This is a genomic window from Xanthobacter lutulentifluminis, from assembly GCF_043194675.2.
In the GTDB taxonomy this organism is placed as follows: domain Bacteria; phylum Pseudomonadota; class Alphaproteobacteria; order Rhizobiales; family Xanthobacteraceae; genus Xanthobacter.
The window spans coordinates 2,190,213-2,205,220 of the sequence record NZ_CM195525.1; the positions used below are offsets into that span (position 1 = coordinate 2,190,213).

Consider the following 15,008-nt stretch of genomic DNA (forward strand, 5'->3'; position numbering starts at 1 on the left):
TCGACGCGAGAGAATTACGCGCCGGTAATGTCGCCCAGCGCCGCCGCCAGGTCTTTCAGATCCGCCGGCAGGTCGCTGTCGAACAGCAGCGTTTCCCCGGTAACCGGGTGCGCAAAGCCGAGACGGGCCGCGTGCAACGCCTGCCGTTTCAGGCCGGCGAGGCGGGCACGGGCGGGGCCGGGAAGCAGCGTCTCCTTGGTGCGGAAGCCCTGGCCGTAGACCTCGTCGCCCAGCAGCGGATGGCCCGCATGGGCCATGTGGACGCGGATCTGGTGGGTGCGGCCGGTCTCCAGCCGGCATTCCAGCAGGCTCGCGACCCCGTCACGCCCGCGCCCGTCATAGTGCTCCAGCACCTCCCAGTGGGTGATGGCGTGGCGACCGGTGGCGCGCACCGCCATCTTCTGGCGATGGGTGGCGTGGCGGTCGATGGGCGCATCGACGGTACCGCGATGTTCCGGCACGCCCCAGACGAAGGCGCGATACGCCCGCTCCAGCGGACCGGTGCGGCCATGGTCGGCGAACTGGGCGGCAAGGCCCTTGTGGGCGGCATCGGACTTGGCCACCACCAGAAGGCCGGAAGTGTCCTTGTCGATGCGATGCACGATGCCCGGCCGCCGCACCCCGCCGATGCCGGAAAGGCTGTCGCCGCAATGGTGCAGCAGCGCGTTCACCAGCGTGCCGGTGGCATGGCCGGGCGCGGGATGCACCACCATGCCGGCCGGCTTGTCGATGACGATCAGGTGGGCATCCTCGTAGACCACCACGAGCGGAAGGTCCTCCGGCACCGGCGCTGCGGGCTCGGGAGGCGGCAGCAGCAGGGTGTAGACCTCGCCGGCATTGACCCGGCCGGCCGCGTCCCCTACCACTCGCCCGCCGACGGAGACCTGCCCCTCCGCAACCAGACGCTGGATGCGGGTGCGGCTGAGGTCGGGCACCTGCGCGGCCAGACGGCGCGCGAGCACGCGGTCGAGCCGCTCGCCCGCATCCTCCGCCCCGGCCTCGACCGTGAGGACCAGCGTGTCCTCGTCGAGCTCGTCGAGGCCGTCCGCGGCCGTGTTCAGCGTCGTGTTCATCCGTGACCCTTCAGGAGCTCCGGCCCCTCCATGTTCCTTCGACCGCCCCCCGCCGACACGCCCGAAGAGCCGCTGACCCCGGAGCAGGAGAATCTGATCCGCAAGTTCCGGCGCTTTTCCAGCGTGTCCATGCTGGTCATGGTGCTGGGGGTGGCGGCGGTGTTCGGCGTCATCGGCTACCGCATGCTCCGCGCCAAGCCCGTGACCACCGGCGAGATGACCGCCGTTTTGCCCAAGGGCGCGAAAATTCTCGCCGCCGGCGTCTCGGGCGACCTGGTGGTGCTGACGCTGGATATAGGCGGAACCGTGGAAATCCGCACCTATGATGCGCGCACCCTGACGCCCGCCGGGCGCGTCCGCTTCGCCGAGGAGCCGTAGCCGGGCCGTCGGCGCAGGCCTTCGCGGGCTTATTGCAGCGAGCCCTCGCCGTCGCCCGGCATGCGGGCCAGCATCATCTGGGTGATGGCCACCAGCATGTCGGCCCGCGCCTTCAGGCTGTCGGCCTCCAAGAGCGCCTGCTTCTCCAGCGCGCCATAGGGCGACATCACCGACAGGGCGTTCACCAGCGTCTCGGTTCCGGCCTGGCGGATGCCGTCCCAGTCCGCCTCCAGCTTGTTGGCGTCGAGGAAGGCGGCGAGCGCGGCGAGCACCGCCTGACGATCCACCTCCGCCTCGCCGGAGGAAGCCTCGAAATCCCGCCGGAAGGGTGCGGTATCCACCTGGAACTGGCGATAGGGCGTGGTTGCCGCCACTTCTTCCACCACATTGAACCGGCACACGCCGGTGAGCGTGATGAGATAGCGCCCGTCCCCGGTCTCGCTGAACTGGGTGAGGCGGCCGACACACCCCACCCTGAACACGCCCGGCCCGCGCGCATCCGAGGGCGCGTTCTCGTCGGGCTGCACCATGCCGATCAGCCGCGGACCGCCCAGCGCCGCATCCACCATGGCCAGGTAGCGCGGCTCGAAGATGTTCAGCGGCAGCTCCGCGCGCGGCAGCAGCAGCGCGCCGGAGAGCGGGAACACCGGGATCACCGGCGGGATATCCGCCGGCGACAAATACGAGCGGTTGGCAGCCACGACAAAGGTCCTCAGGCGAACATGATCGCCGACAGCTTCTTACGGCCGGTGAGGGTGAGCGGATCGGTCGGCCCCCAGGCCTCGAACAGCTGGACGAGCTGCTTGCGGGCGCCGTCCTCGTTCCACGAGCGGTCACGCTTGACGATGTCGAGCAAATGGATGAGCGCCTGCTCGCGCCGGCCCCGGGCGTTGAGCGCAAGGGCGAGATCGAAGCGGGCCTGATGGTCGGTGGGGTCGATGTCCACCTTGGCCTGAAGGGTGGTGAGGTCGCCGAGGGCGGCGGCCTGCTCGGCCACCTCCAGCGCGGCGCGGGCGGCGGCCACCAGGCTGTCGGCCTGCTTGTCGGCCGGCACCTGCGCCAAAAGCGCCTTGGCCTGGTCGAGGGCGCCGGCGGCCACCTGGGTGCGGATGAGGCCGGTCAGGGCCTTCAGATTGTCCGGCTCCTCGCCCAGCACGCCGGCGAAGATCTCGGCGGCGGCGGTGAGGTCGCCCTCGGCCAGCGCGCCCTCGGCGGCGGCGAGCGCCTCCTCGAGGCCGGCCTCGGCCGGGCCGATCAGCCGCTCCACGAACGCCTTCACCTGCCCCTCGGGCAGGGCGCCCATGAAGCCGTCCACGGGCTGGCCGTTCACGAAGGCGTAGACCGTGGGCACGGACTGGATGCCGAGCTTGCCGGGGATGACCGGGTCGGCGTCGATGTTCAGTTTGGCGAGGCGCACCTTGCCCTTGGCGGCGGCCACCACCTTCTCCAGCACCGGGCCGAGGGTCTTGCACGGGCCGCACCAGGGCGCCCAGAAGTCCACCAGCACCGGGCGGCGCCGGGATTCCTCCATCACGTCGGCCATGAAGGTCTGGGTGGTGGTGTCGATGATGTCACCGCCACCGGCCGCCCCGTTGCCCGCTCCCGCGCCCGTGGCGCCCGCCTGGTTCAACAGCATCTGTCCAGATCCCCGAAAACCCGACGCCCGGCGCGTCGTCCGGGCGGTCAGCCCATAGATGGGCGTCCGCCGCGCGCTTGCAATCGGTGTGGCGCCTTCTACCGCTTTCGCGGCCGGAAGGTAAGGCGCACGGCGCTGCAACCCATGATCGCAATCCAACCGAAAGACCCGCGCGGAGCCGCCCGGCGCGCTGTGGATCGTTGCGCCGCCATGCCTTGCGCGGACAGGCGCGGGGGAGCAGGCTGATTTGACCGGAACCGCCAAGGCTGTCACACCGCACCGATGATCCTTCACGCCGGCCTGCCGGCCAACCCCGCCGCGACCTGATGAAGTTCGACCGCCTGCGGCTCGTCGGCTTCAAGACCTTCGTCGAGCCGACCGATCTCGTGATCGAGCCGGGGCTGACCGGCGTGGTGGGCCCGAACGGCTGCGGCAAGTCCAACCTCGTGGAAGCGCTGCGCTGGGTGATGGGCGAAAGCTCGCACAAGGCCATGCGCGCCCAGGACATGGACGACGTGATCTTCGCCGGCACCACCGGCCGCCCCTCGCGCAACACCGCCGAGGTGGCTCTGCACCTCGACAATTCCGACCGCACCGCCCCCGCCACCTTCAACGAGTGGGAGCAGCTGGAGGTGGTGCGCCGCATCGAGCGCGGGTCGGGATCGAGCTACCGCATCAACGGCAAGGACGTGCGCGCCCGCGACGTCAACCTGCTGTTCGCCGATGCCTCCACCGGTGCCCGCTCGCCGGCGCTGGTGCGGCAGGGGCAGATCGGCGAGATCGTCGGCGCCAAGCCCAACGCCCGCCGCCGCATCCTGGAGGAGGCCGCCGGCGTCGCCGGCCTGCACGCCCGCCGCCACGAGGCCGAGACGCGCCTGAAGGCCGCCGAGCAGAATTTGCTGCGGCTGGAGGACGTCATCACCCAGCTGGGCACGCAGGTGGAGAGCCTGCGCCGCCAGTCGCGCCAGACCGTGCGCTATCGCGCCGTCGCCGCCGAGATCCGCCAGTGCGAGGCCACCCTGCTCTGGCTGCGCTGGAGCGAGGTGACGCGCGCCCTCGCCGAGGCCGAGCGGGCGGTGGAGGCGAGCCGCCGCGACGGCGCCGAGCACACCCGCATCCAGGCTGAGGCCGCCCGCCTGCAGGCGCTCGCCGCCCACGCCTTGCCGCCGCTGCGCCAGAAGGAGGCGGAGGCCGCCGCCGCCCTGCAGCGCCTCGTCCACGCCCGCGCCGAGCTCGACGCCGAGGAGACCCGCCTCTCCGCCCGCAAGGGCGAGCTGGAGCGCCGCCTTGCCCAGCTGGCGCAGGACACCGAGCGCGAGCGCGCCCTCTCCGCCGACGCCGGCGGCGTGCTGGAGCGCCTCGCCGCCGAGGCCGAGACCCTGCGTTTCGAGCAGGAAGAGGCGGCCGAGCAGGAAGCCATCGCCGCCGACCGCCTGGAGGAGGCCGCCACCCATCTGGAGGAGGCCGAGCGGGCGCTGGAAGAGAAGACCGCCGATTTCGCCGATCTCGGCGCGCGGCGCGCCTCGCTGGAGAAGGAAACGCGCGAGATTCGCGATCGCCTGGTGCGCAACGCCGCCGAGCGCGCCTCGGTGGAGGCGGAAGAGGCGCGGCTGAAGCAGCAGGCCGGCACCGAGGCGCTGGAAGGCATCCGCATGGAGGCCGAGGCCGCCCGCGATGCCCTCGCCGAGGCCGAGGAGGCGAGCGCCGCCGCCGAGGCCGATCACGCCGCCGCCCGCCGCGCCATGGAGGACCTGCGACCCGCCCTGTCCGAGGCGCAATCCCGCTTCAGCCGGCTCGATGCCGAGGCCCGCACCCTCGCCAAGCTGCTGCAATCCACCGATCACCGCTTCCCGCCGGTGGCCGACCTGCTGCAGGTGACCAAGGGCTACGAGACGGCGCTGGGCGCCGCGCTGGGCGACGACCTCGACCTGCCGGTGGACGCCGCCGCCTCCGCCCGCTGGGCCGGCGCCGCGGCCGATCCCGCCGACCCGCCGCTGCCGCCGGGCGCCGAGCCCTTGTCCCGTTTCGTCTCCGGCGTGCCGGCGCTGGCCCGGCGCCTCGCTCAGGTGGGCATCGTCGCGCGCGAGGCGGGGCCCGATCTGTCCCGCCGCCTCGCCACCGGCCAGCGCCTCGTGTCGCTTCAGGGCGACCTGTGGCGCTGGGATGGGGTGACCGCCGCCGCCGATGCTCCCACCGCCGCCGCCCGCCGCCTCGCCGAGCGCAACCGGCTGGCGGACATCGAGGCGGAGGCGGCCGTCGCCGAGGCGCATCTGGAGGAAGTCCGCGCGACCCTCGCCGGCCGCGAGAGCGCCCTGCGCCGCGCCGCCGAGGCCGAGTCCACCGCCCGCGAGGCCCGCCGCACCTGCCAGCGCGCCGCCGAGGCGAGCCGCATGATGCTGGAGGCGGCCGAGCGCCGCGCCGCCCAGCACCTCGCCCGCCTCTCCGCCCTCGCCGAGGCCCGCACCCGCCTCGCCGCCGTGCGCGAGGAAGGCGAGGCGGCGCAGGAGGAGGCGCAGGCCCAGTTGCTGGCGCTCGATACCCCGCAGGTGCTGGAGGCGGACCTCGCCCGCGCCCGCGCCGAGACCGCCGAGCGCCGCGCCGCCCTCTCCGAAGCCCGCGGCCGGCTCGATGCCCTGCGCCGCGACGCCACCGCCCGCATGCGCCGCATGGAGGCCATCGTCGGCGAGGAGCGCTCCTGGCGGCTGCGCGCAGGCGGCGCCGGCGACCGGCTGGCGGCGGTGGCCGCGCGCGAGGCCGAAGCCCGGGCCGAGCTGGAGGAGATCGAGGAAGCCCCGTCCGAATTCATCCGCCGCCGCCGCGCGCTCATGACCGCGCTGGAGGAGGCCGAGGCCGCCCGCCGTGCCGCCGCCGACCGGCTGGCCGAAGGCGAGGCCGCGCTCGCCAGCTCCGACCGCGCCGCCCGCGAGGCGCTGGAGGCCATGTCCGGCGCCAGGGCCGAGGCCGCCCGCGCCGACGCCCGCCTTGAAGCCGCCCGCCAGCGTCGCGACGACCTGCAGCGCGAGATCGCCGACGTGCTGGACGGCCCGCCGGACCTTGCCCGCGAGCAGGCCGGCCTTCCCGCCGACGCGCCGCCGCCCGATGTATCCGCCATCGAGGCGACGCTGGAGCGGGCCAAGCGCGACCGCGACCGGCTCGGCGCGGTCAACCTGCGTGCCGACGTGGAGCTGGAGGAGGCCGAGGGCCAGCACACCAAGCTGGTCTCGGAGCGCGACGACCTGGTGGAGGCCATCAAGCGCCTGCGCGGCGCCATCCAGAGCCTGAATCGCGAGGCGCGCGAACGGCTTCAGGCCTCGTTCGTGGTGGTGGACGCCCACTTCAAGAAGCTGTTCGACACCCTGTTCGGCGGCGGCGAGGCCCAATTGGTGCTGACCGAGGCGGAGGACCCGCTGGAGGCCGGCCTCGACATCATCGCCAAGCCCCCGGGCAAGAAGCCGCAGACGCTCTCGCTGCTTTCCGGCGGCGAGCAGGCGTTGACCGCCATGGCGCTGATCTTCGCCGTGTTCCTCACCAATCCCGCGCCCATCTGCGTGCTCGACGAGGTGGACGCGCCGCTCGACGACGCCAACGTGGAGCGATTCTGCACCCTGCTGGAGGAGATGACACGGCTGACCGACACGCGCTTCCTCACCATCACCCACAACCCGATCACCATGGCGCACCAGAACCGGCTGTTCGGCGTGACCATGGCCGAACGGGGCGTCTCACGCCTCGTCTCGGTGGATCTTCAGGGCGCGGAACGGCTGCGCGAAGCGGTCTAGCGGCCTATCCCGGCACCAGCCGGTTTGCCGCCTGTGGGTAAGGTGGCCGCCAATTGCGGCGAAGCACGATGTCGCAGTCACATTTTTATTCAATTCTTGCATAGACTTAAGGCCAGTGCCGCGCGCCTTGACACCCAATTTTGACGCAACTATGGTGCGCCGCGGTTTCGAGGAGGAGGGCTCCCGCCCTTCACCGGAGCCGGGGTTTGCGCCATGTCCGGACCTGACGACACCCATAATGGGGGCAGCCAAGGACCGAACCGGGCGGAAGGCTCCCGGCCCAGCGACACCGAGCTTTCCGCGAGGCTGGAGCGGCTCAACACGTCGTTGGGCACCATCCGCTCGAAGGGCGAGGAGCCTGCCGCCAAAGGGCGCGACACCTCGTCCAAATCGGGCGTGGCGCTGGCCTTCCGGCTGGGTGCGGAATTCGTGTCGGGCGTTCTGGTGGGCTCGCTCATCGGCTATGGCATCGACCGCCTTCTGTCGATCACGCCCTGGGGGCTGATCGTGTTCACGCTGGTCGGCTTCGCTGCCGGCGTGATGAACATGCTGCGGGCCTCCGGCGAAGGCCGGAACCGCGGCAAGGGCGGCTCCTGACGGGCGCCGGCGCGGGGCGGGGTGATCCGCCGCAGGCCGGCGCGGCGGGACATGGGGCAGGATCGCGGCTTCGGCCGCAGAGGACCCGAGCGCGGCAGCCGCCGCAGCTGGGTCGGGAGCGGCAGGCGCCGCGCAGGTTTCAGGGCCGCCGCCTTGCGGGCGCGGCCGGGCAGGACTTCGCCGGCCCTCGGGCCGTGACTTTGGATCAGCGGCTTGGCCGCGTTTGACAGGGGGCGTGCTCGGATGGTCGTCGATCCGATCCACCAGTTCGAGATCAAGCGCTACGTGGACCTGCTGACGTTCAGCAACGTCCAGTTCTCGTTCACGAACGCCGCCTTTTTCATGTTCGCCATCGTGGCGATCATCTTCTTCTTCCTCACCTACGCCACGCGCGGCCGCACGCTGGTGCCCGGGCGGGCGCAGTCGGCGGCGGAGATGAGCTACGAGTTCATCGCCAAGATGGTGCGTGATTCGGCGGGCAGCGAAGGCATGGTCTTCTTCCCGCTGGTGTTCTCGCTGTTCATGTTCGTGCTGGTGGCGAACCTGGTGGGGCTCATCCCCTACACCTTCACCGTCACCGCCCACCTGATCGTCACCGCCGCGCTGGCGCTGCTGGTGATCGGCACCGTGATCATCTACGGCTTCGTCAAGCACGGCACCCACTTCCTGCACCTGTTCGTGCCGTCGGGCGTGCCGGCCTTCCTGCTGCCGTTCCTGGTGGTGATCGAGGTGGTGTCCTTCCTCTCCCGTCCGATCAGCCTGTCGCTGCGTCTGTTCGCCAACATGCTGGCGGGACATATCGCGCTCAAGGTGTTCGCCTTCTTCGTGGTGGGCCTCGCCTCGGCCGGCGTGCTGGGCTGGTTCGGCGCCACCCTGCCATTCCTCATGATCGTGGCGCTCACCGCGCTCGAGCTTCTGGTGGCGGTGCTGCAGGCGTACGTCTTCGCGGTGCTCACCTCCATCTACCTCAACGATGCGATCCACCCCGGCCACTGAGGCCAGGGTCTCGCAACGTACGGTTCCAGCCATCACAACCTTTCTCAAGGAGCAGTCCCATGGATCCCGCAGCTGGTAAGTACATTGGTGCCGGTCTCGCCGCCCTCGGCATGGGTCTGGCCGCCATCGGCGTCGGCAACATCTTCGGCAACTTCCTCTCCGGCGCCCTGCGCAACCCGTCGGCCTCCGACGGCCAGTTCGCCCGCGCGTTCATCGGCGCGGCGCTCGCGGAAGGTCTCGGCATCTTCGCGCTCGTCGTCGCCCTCGTCCTGCTGTTCGTGGCCTGATCGCCCGGACGACCGAGGTCCCCGGGCGTCCGCGCCCGGGCGGCTGTGACAGCCAAGGTTCAGGTGCGAAGGCGGGCAAGCCATGATGAAGTCGTGGAAAATGACTGTCGCGCTGGCGCTGACGGGTGCGGTCCTCTGGGGCGCTCCCCTCTCGGCGGCGAGCGATCCCGCTGCTCCGGCGGCGAAGGTCGCCCAGGCGGCCCCGGGCAACCATGGTCAGGGCACCCATGACGCGGCTCCCGCCGCCCATGGCGCGGCCGAGGGCCAGGCGGATGCCGGCCACGGGAAAAAGAGCCACTTCCCGCCCTTCGATGGGACCACTTTCGCTTCCCAGCTCCTGTGGCTCGTCCTGAGCTTCGGGCTGCTGTACCTCCTGATGAGCCGGGTCGCGCTGCCGCGCATCGGCCGCATCCTGGAGGAGCGCCACGACCGCATCGCCGACGACCTCGAGGAAGCGGCGAAGCACAAGGCCGACAGCGAGGCCGCCCAGGCCTCCTACGAGAAGGCCCTCGCCGAGGCCCGCGCCAAGGCCAACACCATCGCGGGTGATACCCGCAACCGCCTGGCGGCCGATTCGGACGCCAACCGCAAGGCGCTGGAGGCGGACCTCTCCGCCAAGCTCGCCGCCGCGGAAGGGCGCATCGCCTCCACCAAGACCGAGGCCCTCACCCATGTGCGGGGCATCGCCGTGGACGCCACCCACGCCATCGTCTCGACCCTGATCGGCACGAGCCCCGCCTCGTCCGAGGTGGAGACCGCGGTGGACGGCGCCCTCGCCAGCAAGGACGCGGCCTGAGGCCCGTCCGGCGGCGCATCTGGCGCCGCCATTCTGTTTCCGCCGCGGCGCGCCGGTAGGCAGCGGCCGCGGCATCTGGATGTTCCGACCGGGGCGCCGCCCCTTGACGAGGCCGGAAGGCCGCCGACGGATCCGAGGACCCTGCGATGAATGAGATGAGTCTTGCCGAACTCTGGGTCGCCATCGCCTTCGTGGTCTTCGTGGGCATCCTGATCTATGTGGGCGCGCACCGCGCCATCGCCGCCGCCCTCGACACCCGCGGCCAGCGCATCTCCGCCGAGCTGGAAGAGGCCCGCCGCCTCAAGGAGGAGGCGCAGAAGCTGGTGGCCGAGTTCAAGCGCAAGCAGCGCGAGGCGGAGGCCGAGGCCGAGTCCATCGTCACCGCCGCCAAGGCGGAAGCCGAGCGCCTCGCCGCCGAGGCCAAGGCCAAGCTCGAGGATTTCGTGACCCGCCGCACCAAGATGGCGGAAGAGAAGATCGCCCAGGCCGAGCACCAGGCCGTTGCCGACGTGAAGGCGATCGCCGCCGACGCCGCCGCCAAGGCCGCCGAGGCCCTGCTGGGCTCCGCCGCCCGCGGCGATGCCGGGGACCGGCTGATCTCCCATGCCATCGGCGAGGTGAAGTCCAAGCTGAACTGATCGCCGGGGCCGGCCCACACGCACGGGCCCCAAGCATCAGTGGCGAGACAGAGCAAAGGCCGCCTTCGGGGCGGCCTCTTTCTTTTTCCGGCGGGCACACCGCGGGAGGCGACCCCGCCCGGCGTCCCCATCCCCGCACGCCACCGATCGAGCCCGGGCACCGCATTCGATGCCTTTGCAGCAGGCCGCGGACGGACGGGTTCACCAGACCGCCGACGCGCCGGCGTGGCCCGACCCGTGCGGTTCGCGCAGCCGGCGGGCCGCTGCGCCGCTGCCTGCCACCCATCGGCGCCTGCTGCCCGGCCGCCGCGCTCCCCATGCCTGCGCGCTGAGGGGCGACCCGGCGGTTGCCGCCGGACCGCATCCGCCGTGCGCGAAAACCGCCCCTTATGTCCGGCGGGCAGACCGGCTCCCCTGCCTTGGACCACACGCCCATGCCGCGCTGCGCCTTGAAACGGCCGGCGGCCTGGTTCATTGCTAGGGCATGAGGCAGATGGCCCCCCTTGCTCGCGCCCCCCGGGCGCCGGATCGCACCCGCCGGACCGCCGCCGGCTGTCCCGGGCGTGCGCCCTGGCGCGGCCTCCTGATCCTGCTTGCGGTCCTGGGCGCTGCCCTGTTCGCCGATGCCGGTCGCCCGGCGGCCGCACAGGGGGATTTCTTCTCCATCTTCCGGCCGCCGGCCGATGTTCCCCGGGCCCAGCCCCGGCCGCCGGCGCCCAACCGCAATTCCGGCTGGTGGCCGTTCCAGCCGCAGCCGGAGGTTCTGGTCCCGCCGCCGCAACCCAAGCGCCAGGCGCCGCCGGAACCCGAAGGCATCGTCTACGGCTCGGCCGACGCGGCCGTGCAGGGCAAGCGCTCCGCGCCCAACCAGTTCGTGCTGGTCATCGGCGACCGCCTCGCCGCGCAGCTCGCCCAGGGCCTCGCCGACGCCTACGTGCCGGACAGGGCCCGCATCGCCATCGTCGAGAACACGGTGGACGAGAGCGGCTATCTGCCGACGCCGGTGGACTGGGTGGTGCGCGCGCCCGACGCCATTGCCGCCGGCCGCCCCACGGTCACGGTCATCGCCCTCGGCTCGGACGATCTCCAGCCCATCAAGGACGGGGACACCTCCGCCCAGCCGCTGACGGAACGGTGGATCGAGCTCTACGGCAAACGGGTCGACGATGTGCTCGCCGCCGTTCGCGACAAGGCCGGCCGCGTCATCGTGGTGGGCGTGGCGCCGGTGGCGAACGGTACGCTGTCCGACGACTATGCCCGCCTGAACGAGGTGCTGCGCACCCGCGCGGCGCGGGCCGGCCTCGCCTTCGCCAATGTCTGGGACGGCTTCGTGGACGAGGACGGAAAATTCCTCGCCAACGGCCCGGCGGTGGATGGCCAGCGTCGCCGCCTGCGGCTCAGCGATGGCGTGCGCTTCACGCGGGCCGGTGGCCGCAAGCTGGCGTTCTTCGTGCAGAAGGACATCAACCGGATGCTGGAGGAGCCGGGCAAGGCGCCGTCGGCGCCCGATGCCACCGCTCCCTCCGGCGACCGCGCGGTCTCCCTGGCCGGCGCGCCGGCCAAGGCGCCCGATCCGGTGGCCGTCTCCACCAGCGCGAAAGCCTCCGCCCGGGTGCTGAAGGACGGGGTCGCACCGCCGCCGCTGCGCGGCCGCGCCGACGATTTCTCCTGGCCGCCGCCTGGCGGCGAGGCCAACGCCCCGCACTGAAGCGGTTTCATCCCGCCTCGCGCGGCACATCGGCACGGCCGGAGCACCGCTCTGAGGCCTTCGTCGGATGCCGCAATGCAGCGCGCCCCCTTTTCAAAGCGCAGGCGGCGCTTTACCGATTCGGGCGGGGACGATGCGGACGGGACCGCATCGCCGAGCAAAGGAACCGCCATGACCATCCGTCCGCGCCGCAGCGTCCTCTACATGCCCGGCTCCAACGCCCGCGCGCTGGAAAAGGCCCGCACCCTGCCGGCGGACGGCGTGATTCTCGACCTCGAGGACGCGGTCGCCCCCGACGCCAAGGTGGAGGCCCGCGCCCGTATCGTTGAGACGGTGAAGGCCGGCGGCTTCGGCCCGCGCGAGGTGGTGATCCGCATCAACGGCCTCGACACGCCATGGGGCTCCGACGACCTCGACGCCGCCGCCTCAGCCGCGCCCGACGCCATCCTCCTGCCGAAGGTGCAGAGCGTGGAGCAGCTGGTCACCGTCGGCCGGCGTCTGGAGGCGCTGGGCGTGCCGCAGACCACGCGGGTCTGGGCCATGATCGAGACCCCCCTCGCCATCCTCGACATCAGGGCCATCGCCGCCTCCGCCCAGGACCCGCTGACGCGCCTTGCGGTGTTCGTGCTCGGCACCAACGACCTCGCCAAGGAGACGCGCGCCGCCCTCGTGCCCGGCCGCGCGCCCATGGTGGCGTGGCTGCAGCTGGTGGTGGCCGCCGGCAGCGCGTTCGGCGTGGACGTGCTGGACGGCGTGTGGAACCAGTTCCAGGACCTCGACGGCTTCAAGGAGGAATGCCTCCAGGGCGTGTCCTTCGGCATGGACGGCAAGACGCTGATCCACCCCAGCCAGATCGAGCCGTGCAACACCCTGTTCTCCCCGCCGGAGGCCGAGGTGGCGCGCGCCCGCGCCATCATCGCCGCGTTCGCGCTGCCGGAGAATGCCGGCAAGGGCGTCATCACCCTCGACGGGCGGATGGTGGAGCTGTTGCACGCGGAGATGGCCAAGCGCACGGTGGCCGTCGCCGACGCCATCGCCGCCCGCGCCTGACGCGGCTGCCGGGCCGTCGCGCCCACGGTCCTCCCGTCCCGAGGCTCTTCCTTATGGCCACGCCCTTCCACATCGCCATGCTCGCCTTCCCGCGCATGACGCAGCTCGACCTCACCGGCCCGTTCGAGGTGTTCGCCCGCATTCCCGGGGCGAAGATCGAGATCGTGGCCAAGAGCCGGCGCAAGCCGGTGGAGGACGTGGCCGGCCTCTCCATCATGGCCACCACCACCTTCGACGAGGTGGCAGGCTGCCACCTGCTGTTCGTGCCCGGCGGGCCCGGCCAGCTGGAGCTGATGGAGGACGGGCCGACGCTGGATTTCCTGCGCCGCATGGCGGTGCAGGCGCGTTACGTCACCTCGGTCTGCACCGGCTCGCTCCTGCTGGGCGCGGCCGGGCTGCTGCAGGGCTATCGCGCCACCTGCCACTGGCTCTCTCTGCCGCAGCTGGCCCATCTCGGCGCCATCCCGGTGGAGGAGCGGGTGGTGGTGGACCGCAACCGCATCACCGGCGCCGGGGTGTCCTCCGGCCTCGATCTCGCGCTCGCCATCGCCGCCGAGGTGGCGGGGGAGGAGGAGGCGCGGCGCATCGCCCTCGCCATCGAGTACCAGCCCGCCCCCGCCTTCCCGCCGCGCGACCGCGAGGACCCGCGGCTGGTGGACGAGGTGCGCGCTTCCACCCAGGCCTTCCAGGACAAGCGCGACGCGGCGGCCCGGCGCGCCGGCGCGCGGATCTGACCCGCCGGCATCCTTCAGGACCCGCCATGAAGCTCTATCGCTATCTCACCGGCCCCGACGACGCGGCCTTCTGCAAGCGCGTGTCCGCCGCCCTCAACCGGGGCTGGCAGCTGCACGGCGCCCCCACCCTCACCTTCGATTCGGTGCAGGGCCGCGTGATCTGCGGCCAGGCCATCGTGAAGGAGGTGGAGGGCGAGTGGTCGGACGCAGTGGTGCTCTCCGAGCACTGAAGCATCCGCGCGCGGCCGCCCCGAAGCCCGCCACCGCGCGGGGGCGGGCCGGATCAGGCGGTCGCCGCTGCCGGGGCGACCTGCGGCGCGTGGGCGGGAATGAGCACGATGGCGACGTCCACGTCGTCGCCGGCCTCGCGGAACTCCCGCTTCACCGCCTCCACCAGCCCGGCCACCACGGTGCGGGTGTGCGCCACCGTCCAGTCGCCCTCGAAGCCGAGGTGCAGCTCCACGAACATCTTGCCGCCGAACTGCCGGGTGCGGATGTCGCCCAGCTCGTCGAAATCGTCGAAATGGCTGGTGAGCACCCGCAGGATGCGCAGCTGGCCGGCCTCGTCGATCGCCTGGTCGAGCAGCGAGGCCACCGAGTTCGAGAGCATGGCGAAGATGTTGTAGACCATGAAGCCGATGACCACGAACGAGGCCATCGGGTCGAGGTAGAACATCCAGTACACGTCGTTGAAGATCGACAGGATCACGGTGACGATGAACACCGAGCCGGAGGAGATGGCCGACACGAGGTGCACCCGCGCCTGCGCCGCCAGCACCGGCGAGCGGGTCTCTCGGGCGAGGCGGGTGGCCTTGCGGTTCAGCACCACGTTGCCGATCACCGCCGCCGCCGTCACGAACAGGCCGAACTCGGCGCCGCTCACCCCTTCCGGATGGATGATGCGCATGATGGCGTTGGAGCCGGCGATGAAGGCCAGCAGCGTCTGCAGCAGCGCGATCATCAGCTCGGCGAGGTTCTCGAGCTTGCCGAGGCCGTAGGCATAGCGCCCGGAATTGGCGTTGTGCGCCAGCCGCAGCACCAGCCAGCAGGCGGTGAGCGCCGTCAGGTCGAACGAGGTGGCGAGCAGGTCGGTGAGGATGGCCGCCGAATTGGTGAGCGTCGCCGCCAGGATGTAGAAGGGAAACAGGCAGGCCGTGAAGATCATGGCCTGGAACGACAGCTTCTGGCTCGCGGACCCCGACACCCCTGCCCCCCTTCGTCGCATGGCGGCGCCGCGCGCCCCATCATACCCATCCATGAGGACCAAGGAGACCGCCGCGTCAAGCACGTCGCGCCGGTGTCGCGTCGAGTGTTGCGTCCCATGCCGCTGCTCTGC

At 71.7% G+C, this 15,008-nt stretch carries 15 protein-coding genes; 11 read left to right on the forward strand and 4 right to left on the reverse strand.

The window, feature by feature from the left end:
• Positions 1-14: 14 nt before the first annotated feature.
• Positions 15-1,073 (reverse strand): RluA family pseudouridine synthase, encoded by a 1,059-nt coding sequence (locus tag V5F49_RS09985; RefSeq protein ID WP_394117460.1) that lies wholly within the window; start codon positions 1,071-1,073, stop codon positions 15-17.
• A 30-nt stretch (positions 1,074-1,103) separates the two neighbouring features.
• Between V5F49_RS09985 and V5F49_RS09990 the strand changes: the two genes are divergently transcribed.
• Positions 1,104-1,451, forward strand: a complete 348-nt coding sequence (locus V5F49_RS09990; protein WP_394117459.1) for a hypothetical protein — start codon at positions 1,104-1,106, stop codon at positions 1,449-1,451.
• A 29-nt stretch (positions 1,452-1,480) separates the two neighbouring features.
• Here the strand turns inward: V5F49_RS09990 and V5F49_RS09995 are convergent, their stop codons facing one another.
• Both V5F49_RS09995 and V5F49_RS10000 read right to left on the reverse strand, forming a co-directional pair.
• Positions 1,481-2,152, reverse strand: coding sequence for an LON peptidase substrate-binding domain-containing protein (locus V5F49_RS09995; protein WP_394117458.1), 672 nt, complete (start codon positions 2,150-2,152; stop codon positions 1,481-1,483).
• An 11-nt stretch (positions 2,153-2,163) separates the two neighbouring features.
• Positions 2,164-3,087 carry a tetratricopeptide repeat protein gene (locus tag V5F49_RS10000; protein WP_394117457.1) on the reverse strand — a complete coding sequence of 308 codons (924 nt, stop codon included), beginning with the start codon at positions 3,085-3,087 and terminating at the stop codon, positions 2,164-2,166.
• A 326-nt stretch (positions 3,088-3,413) separates the two neighbouring features.
• Here V5F49_RS10000 and smc point away from each other — a divergent pair, with 326 nt between their 5' ends.
• The 10 genes from smc to V5F49_RS10050 all read left to right on the forward strand — a co-directional run bounded on the left by smc (position 3,414) and on the right by V5F49_RS10050 (position 13,902).
• On the forward strand, positions 3,414-6,866 hold the full coding sequence (smc, locus tag V5F49_RS10005; RefSeq protein ID WP_394117456.1) for a chromosome segregation protein SMC: 3,453 nt from the start codon (positions 3,414-3,416) through the stop codon (positions 6,864-6,866).
• Positions 6,867-7,079: 213 nt separating this feature from the next.
• Positions 7,080-7,463: an AtpZ/AtpI family protein gene (locus V5F49_RS10010; RefSeq protein ID WP_394117455.1), complete on the forward strand. Its 384-nt coding sequence runs from the start codon at positions 7,080-7,082 to the stop codon at positions 7,461-7,463.
• A gap of 243 nt (positions 7,464-7,706) precedes the next feature.
• Positions 7,707-8,459 (forward strand): F0F1 ATP synthase subunit A, encoded by a 753-nt coding sequence (locus tag V5F49_RS10015; RefSeq protein WP_394117454.1) that lies wholly within the window; start codon positions 7,707-7,709, stop codon positions 8,457-8,459.
• A gap of 59 nt (positions 8,460-8,518) precedes the next feature.
• Positions 8,519-8,746, forward strand: a complete 228-nt coding sequence (locus V5F49_RS10020) for a F0F1 ATP synthase subunit C (RefSeq protein WP_394117453.1) — start codon at positions 8,519-8,521, stop codon at positions 8,744-8,746.
• Between the two features lie 100 nt (positions 8,747-8,846).
• The gene (locus V5F49_RS10025; protein ID WP_509210768.1) at positions 8,847-9,542 is read left to right on the forward strand and encodes a F0F1 ATP synthase subunit B; all 696 of its coding nucleotides are present in this window, start codon (positions 8,847-8,849) and stop codon (positions 9,540-9,542) included.
• Positions 9,543-9,688: 146 nt separating this feature from the next.
• Positions 9,689-10,180 (forward strand): F0F1 ATP synthase subunit B family protein, encoded by a 492-nt coding sequence (locus V5F49_RS10030; RefSeq protein ID WP_394117451.1) that lies wholly within the window; start codon positions 9,689-9,691, stop codon positions 10,178-10,180.
• Between the two features lie 493 nt (positions 10,181-10,673).
• On the forward strand, positions 10,674-11,888 hold the full coding sequence (locus tag V5F49_RS10035; protein WP_394117450.1) for an SGNH/GDSL hydrolase family protein: 1,215 nt from the start codon (positions 10,674-10,676) through the stop codon (positions 11,886-11,888).
• A gap of 171 nt (positions 11,889-12,059) precedes the next feature.
• A complete protein-coding gene (locus tag V5F49_RS10040) occupies positions 12,060-12,938 on the forward strand; it encodes an HpcH/HpaI aldolase/citrate lyase family protein (RefSeq protein ID WP_394117449.1) in 879 nt (292 codons plus the stop codon).
• A 53-nt stretch (positions 12,939-12,991) separates the two neighbouring features.
• On the forward strand, positions 12,992-13,672 hold the full coding sequence (locus V5F49_RS10045; protein WP_394117448.1) for a DJ-1/PfpI family protein: 681 nt from the start codon (positions 12,992-12,994) through the stop codon (positions 13,670-13,672).
• Positions 13,673-13,698: 26 nt separating this feature from the next.
• Positions 13,699-13,902 (forward strand): DUF1737 domain-containing protein, encoded by a 204-nt coding sequence (locus V5F49_RS10050; protein ID WP_209484617.1) that lies wholly within the window; start codon positions 13,699-13,701, stop codon positions 13,900-13,902.
• Between the two features lie 53 nt (positions 13,903-13,955).
• On the opposite strand, the gene V5F49_RS10055 is transcribed toward V5F49_RS10050, so the two are convergent.
• Positions 13,956-14,876, reverse strand: coding sequence for a cation diffusion facilitator family transporter (locus V5F49_RS10055; protein ID WP_394117447.1), 921 nt, complete (start codon positions 14,874-14,876; stop codon positions 13,956-13,958).
• Positions 14,877-15,008: the final 132 nt, after the last annotated feature.

What these genes read in the sequence shown, in the direction of transcription:
- V5F49_RS10025 (WP_509210768.1), top strand. Translation starts at nt 8,847, where the DNA reads ATGACTGTCGCGCTGGCGCTGACGGGTGCGGTCCTCTGGGGCGCTCCC.
- V5F49_RS10045 (WP_394117448.1), top strand. Translation starts at nt 12,992, where the DNA reads ATGGCCACGCCCTTCCACATCGCCATGCTCGCCTTCCCGCGCATGACG.
- V5F49_RS10035 (WP_394117450.1), top strand. Translation starts at nt 10,674, where the DNA reads ATGGCCCCCCTTGCTCGCGCCCCCCGGGCGCCGGATCGCACCCGCCGG.
- V5F49_RS10000 (WP_394117457.1), bottom strand. Translation starts at nt 3,087, where the DNA reads ATGCTGTTGAACCAGGCGGGCGCCACGGGCGCGGGAGCGGGCAACGGG.
- V5F49_RS10030 (WP_394117451.1), top strand. Translation starts at nt 9,689, where the DNA reads ATGAATGAGATGAGTCTTGCCGAACTCTGGGTCGCCATCGCCTTCGTG.
- V5F49_RS09990 (WP_394117459.1), top strand. Translation starts at nt 1,104, where the DNA reads ATGTTCCTTCGACCGCCCCCCGCCGACACGCCCGAAGAGCCGCTGACC.
- V5F49_RS10050 (WP_209484617.1), top strand. Translation starts at nt 13,699, where the DNA reads ATGAAGCTCTATCGCTATCTCACCGGCCCCGACGACGCGGCCTTCTGC.
- V5F49_RS10015 (WP_394117454.1), top strand. Translation starts at nt 7,707, where the DNA reads ATGGTCGTCGATCCGATCCACCAGTTCGAGATCAAGCGCTACGTGGAC.
- V5F49_RS10040 (WP_394117449.1), top strand. Translation starts at nt 12,060, where the DNA reads ATGACCATCCGTCCGCGCCGCAGCGTCCTCTACATGCCCGGCTCCAAC.
- V5F49_RS10010 (WP_394117455.1), top strand. Translation starts at nt 7,080, where the DNA reads ATGTCCGGACCTGACGACACCCATAATGGGGGCAGCCAAGGACCGAAC.
- smc (WP_394117456.1), top strand. Translation starts at nt 3,414, where the DNA reads ATGAAGTTCGACCGCCTGCGGCTCGTCGGCTTCAAGACCTTCGTCGAG.
- V5F49_RS09985 (WP_394117460.1), bottom strand. Translation starts at nt 1,073, where the DNA reads ATGAACACGACGCTGAACACGGCCGCGGACGGCCTCGACGAGCTCGAC.
- V5F49_RS10020 (WP_394117453.1), top strand. Translation starts at nt 8,519, where the DNA reads ATGGATCCCGCAGCTGGTAAGTACATTGGTGCCGGTCTCGCCGCCCTC.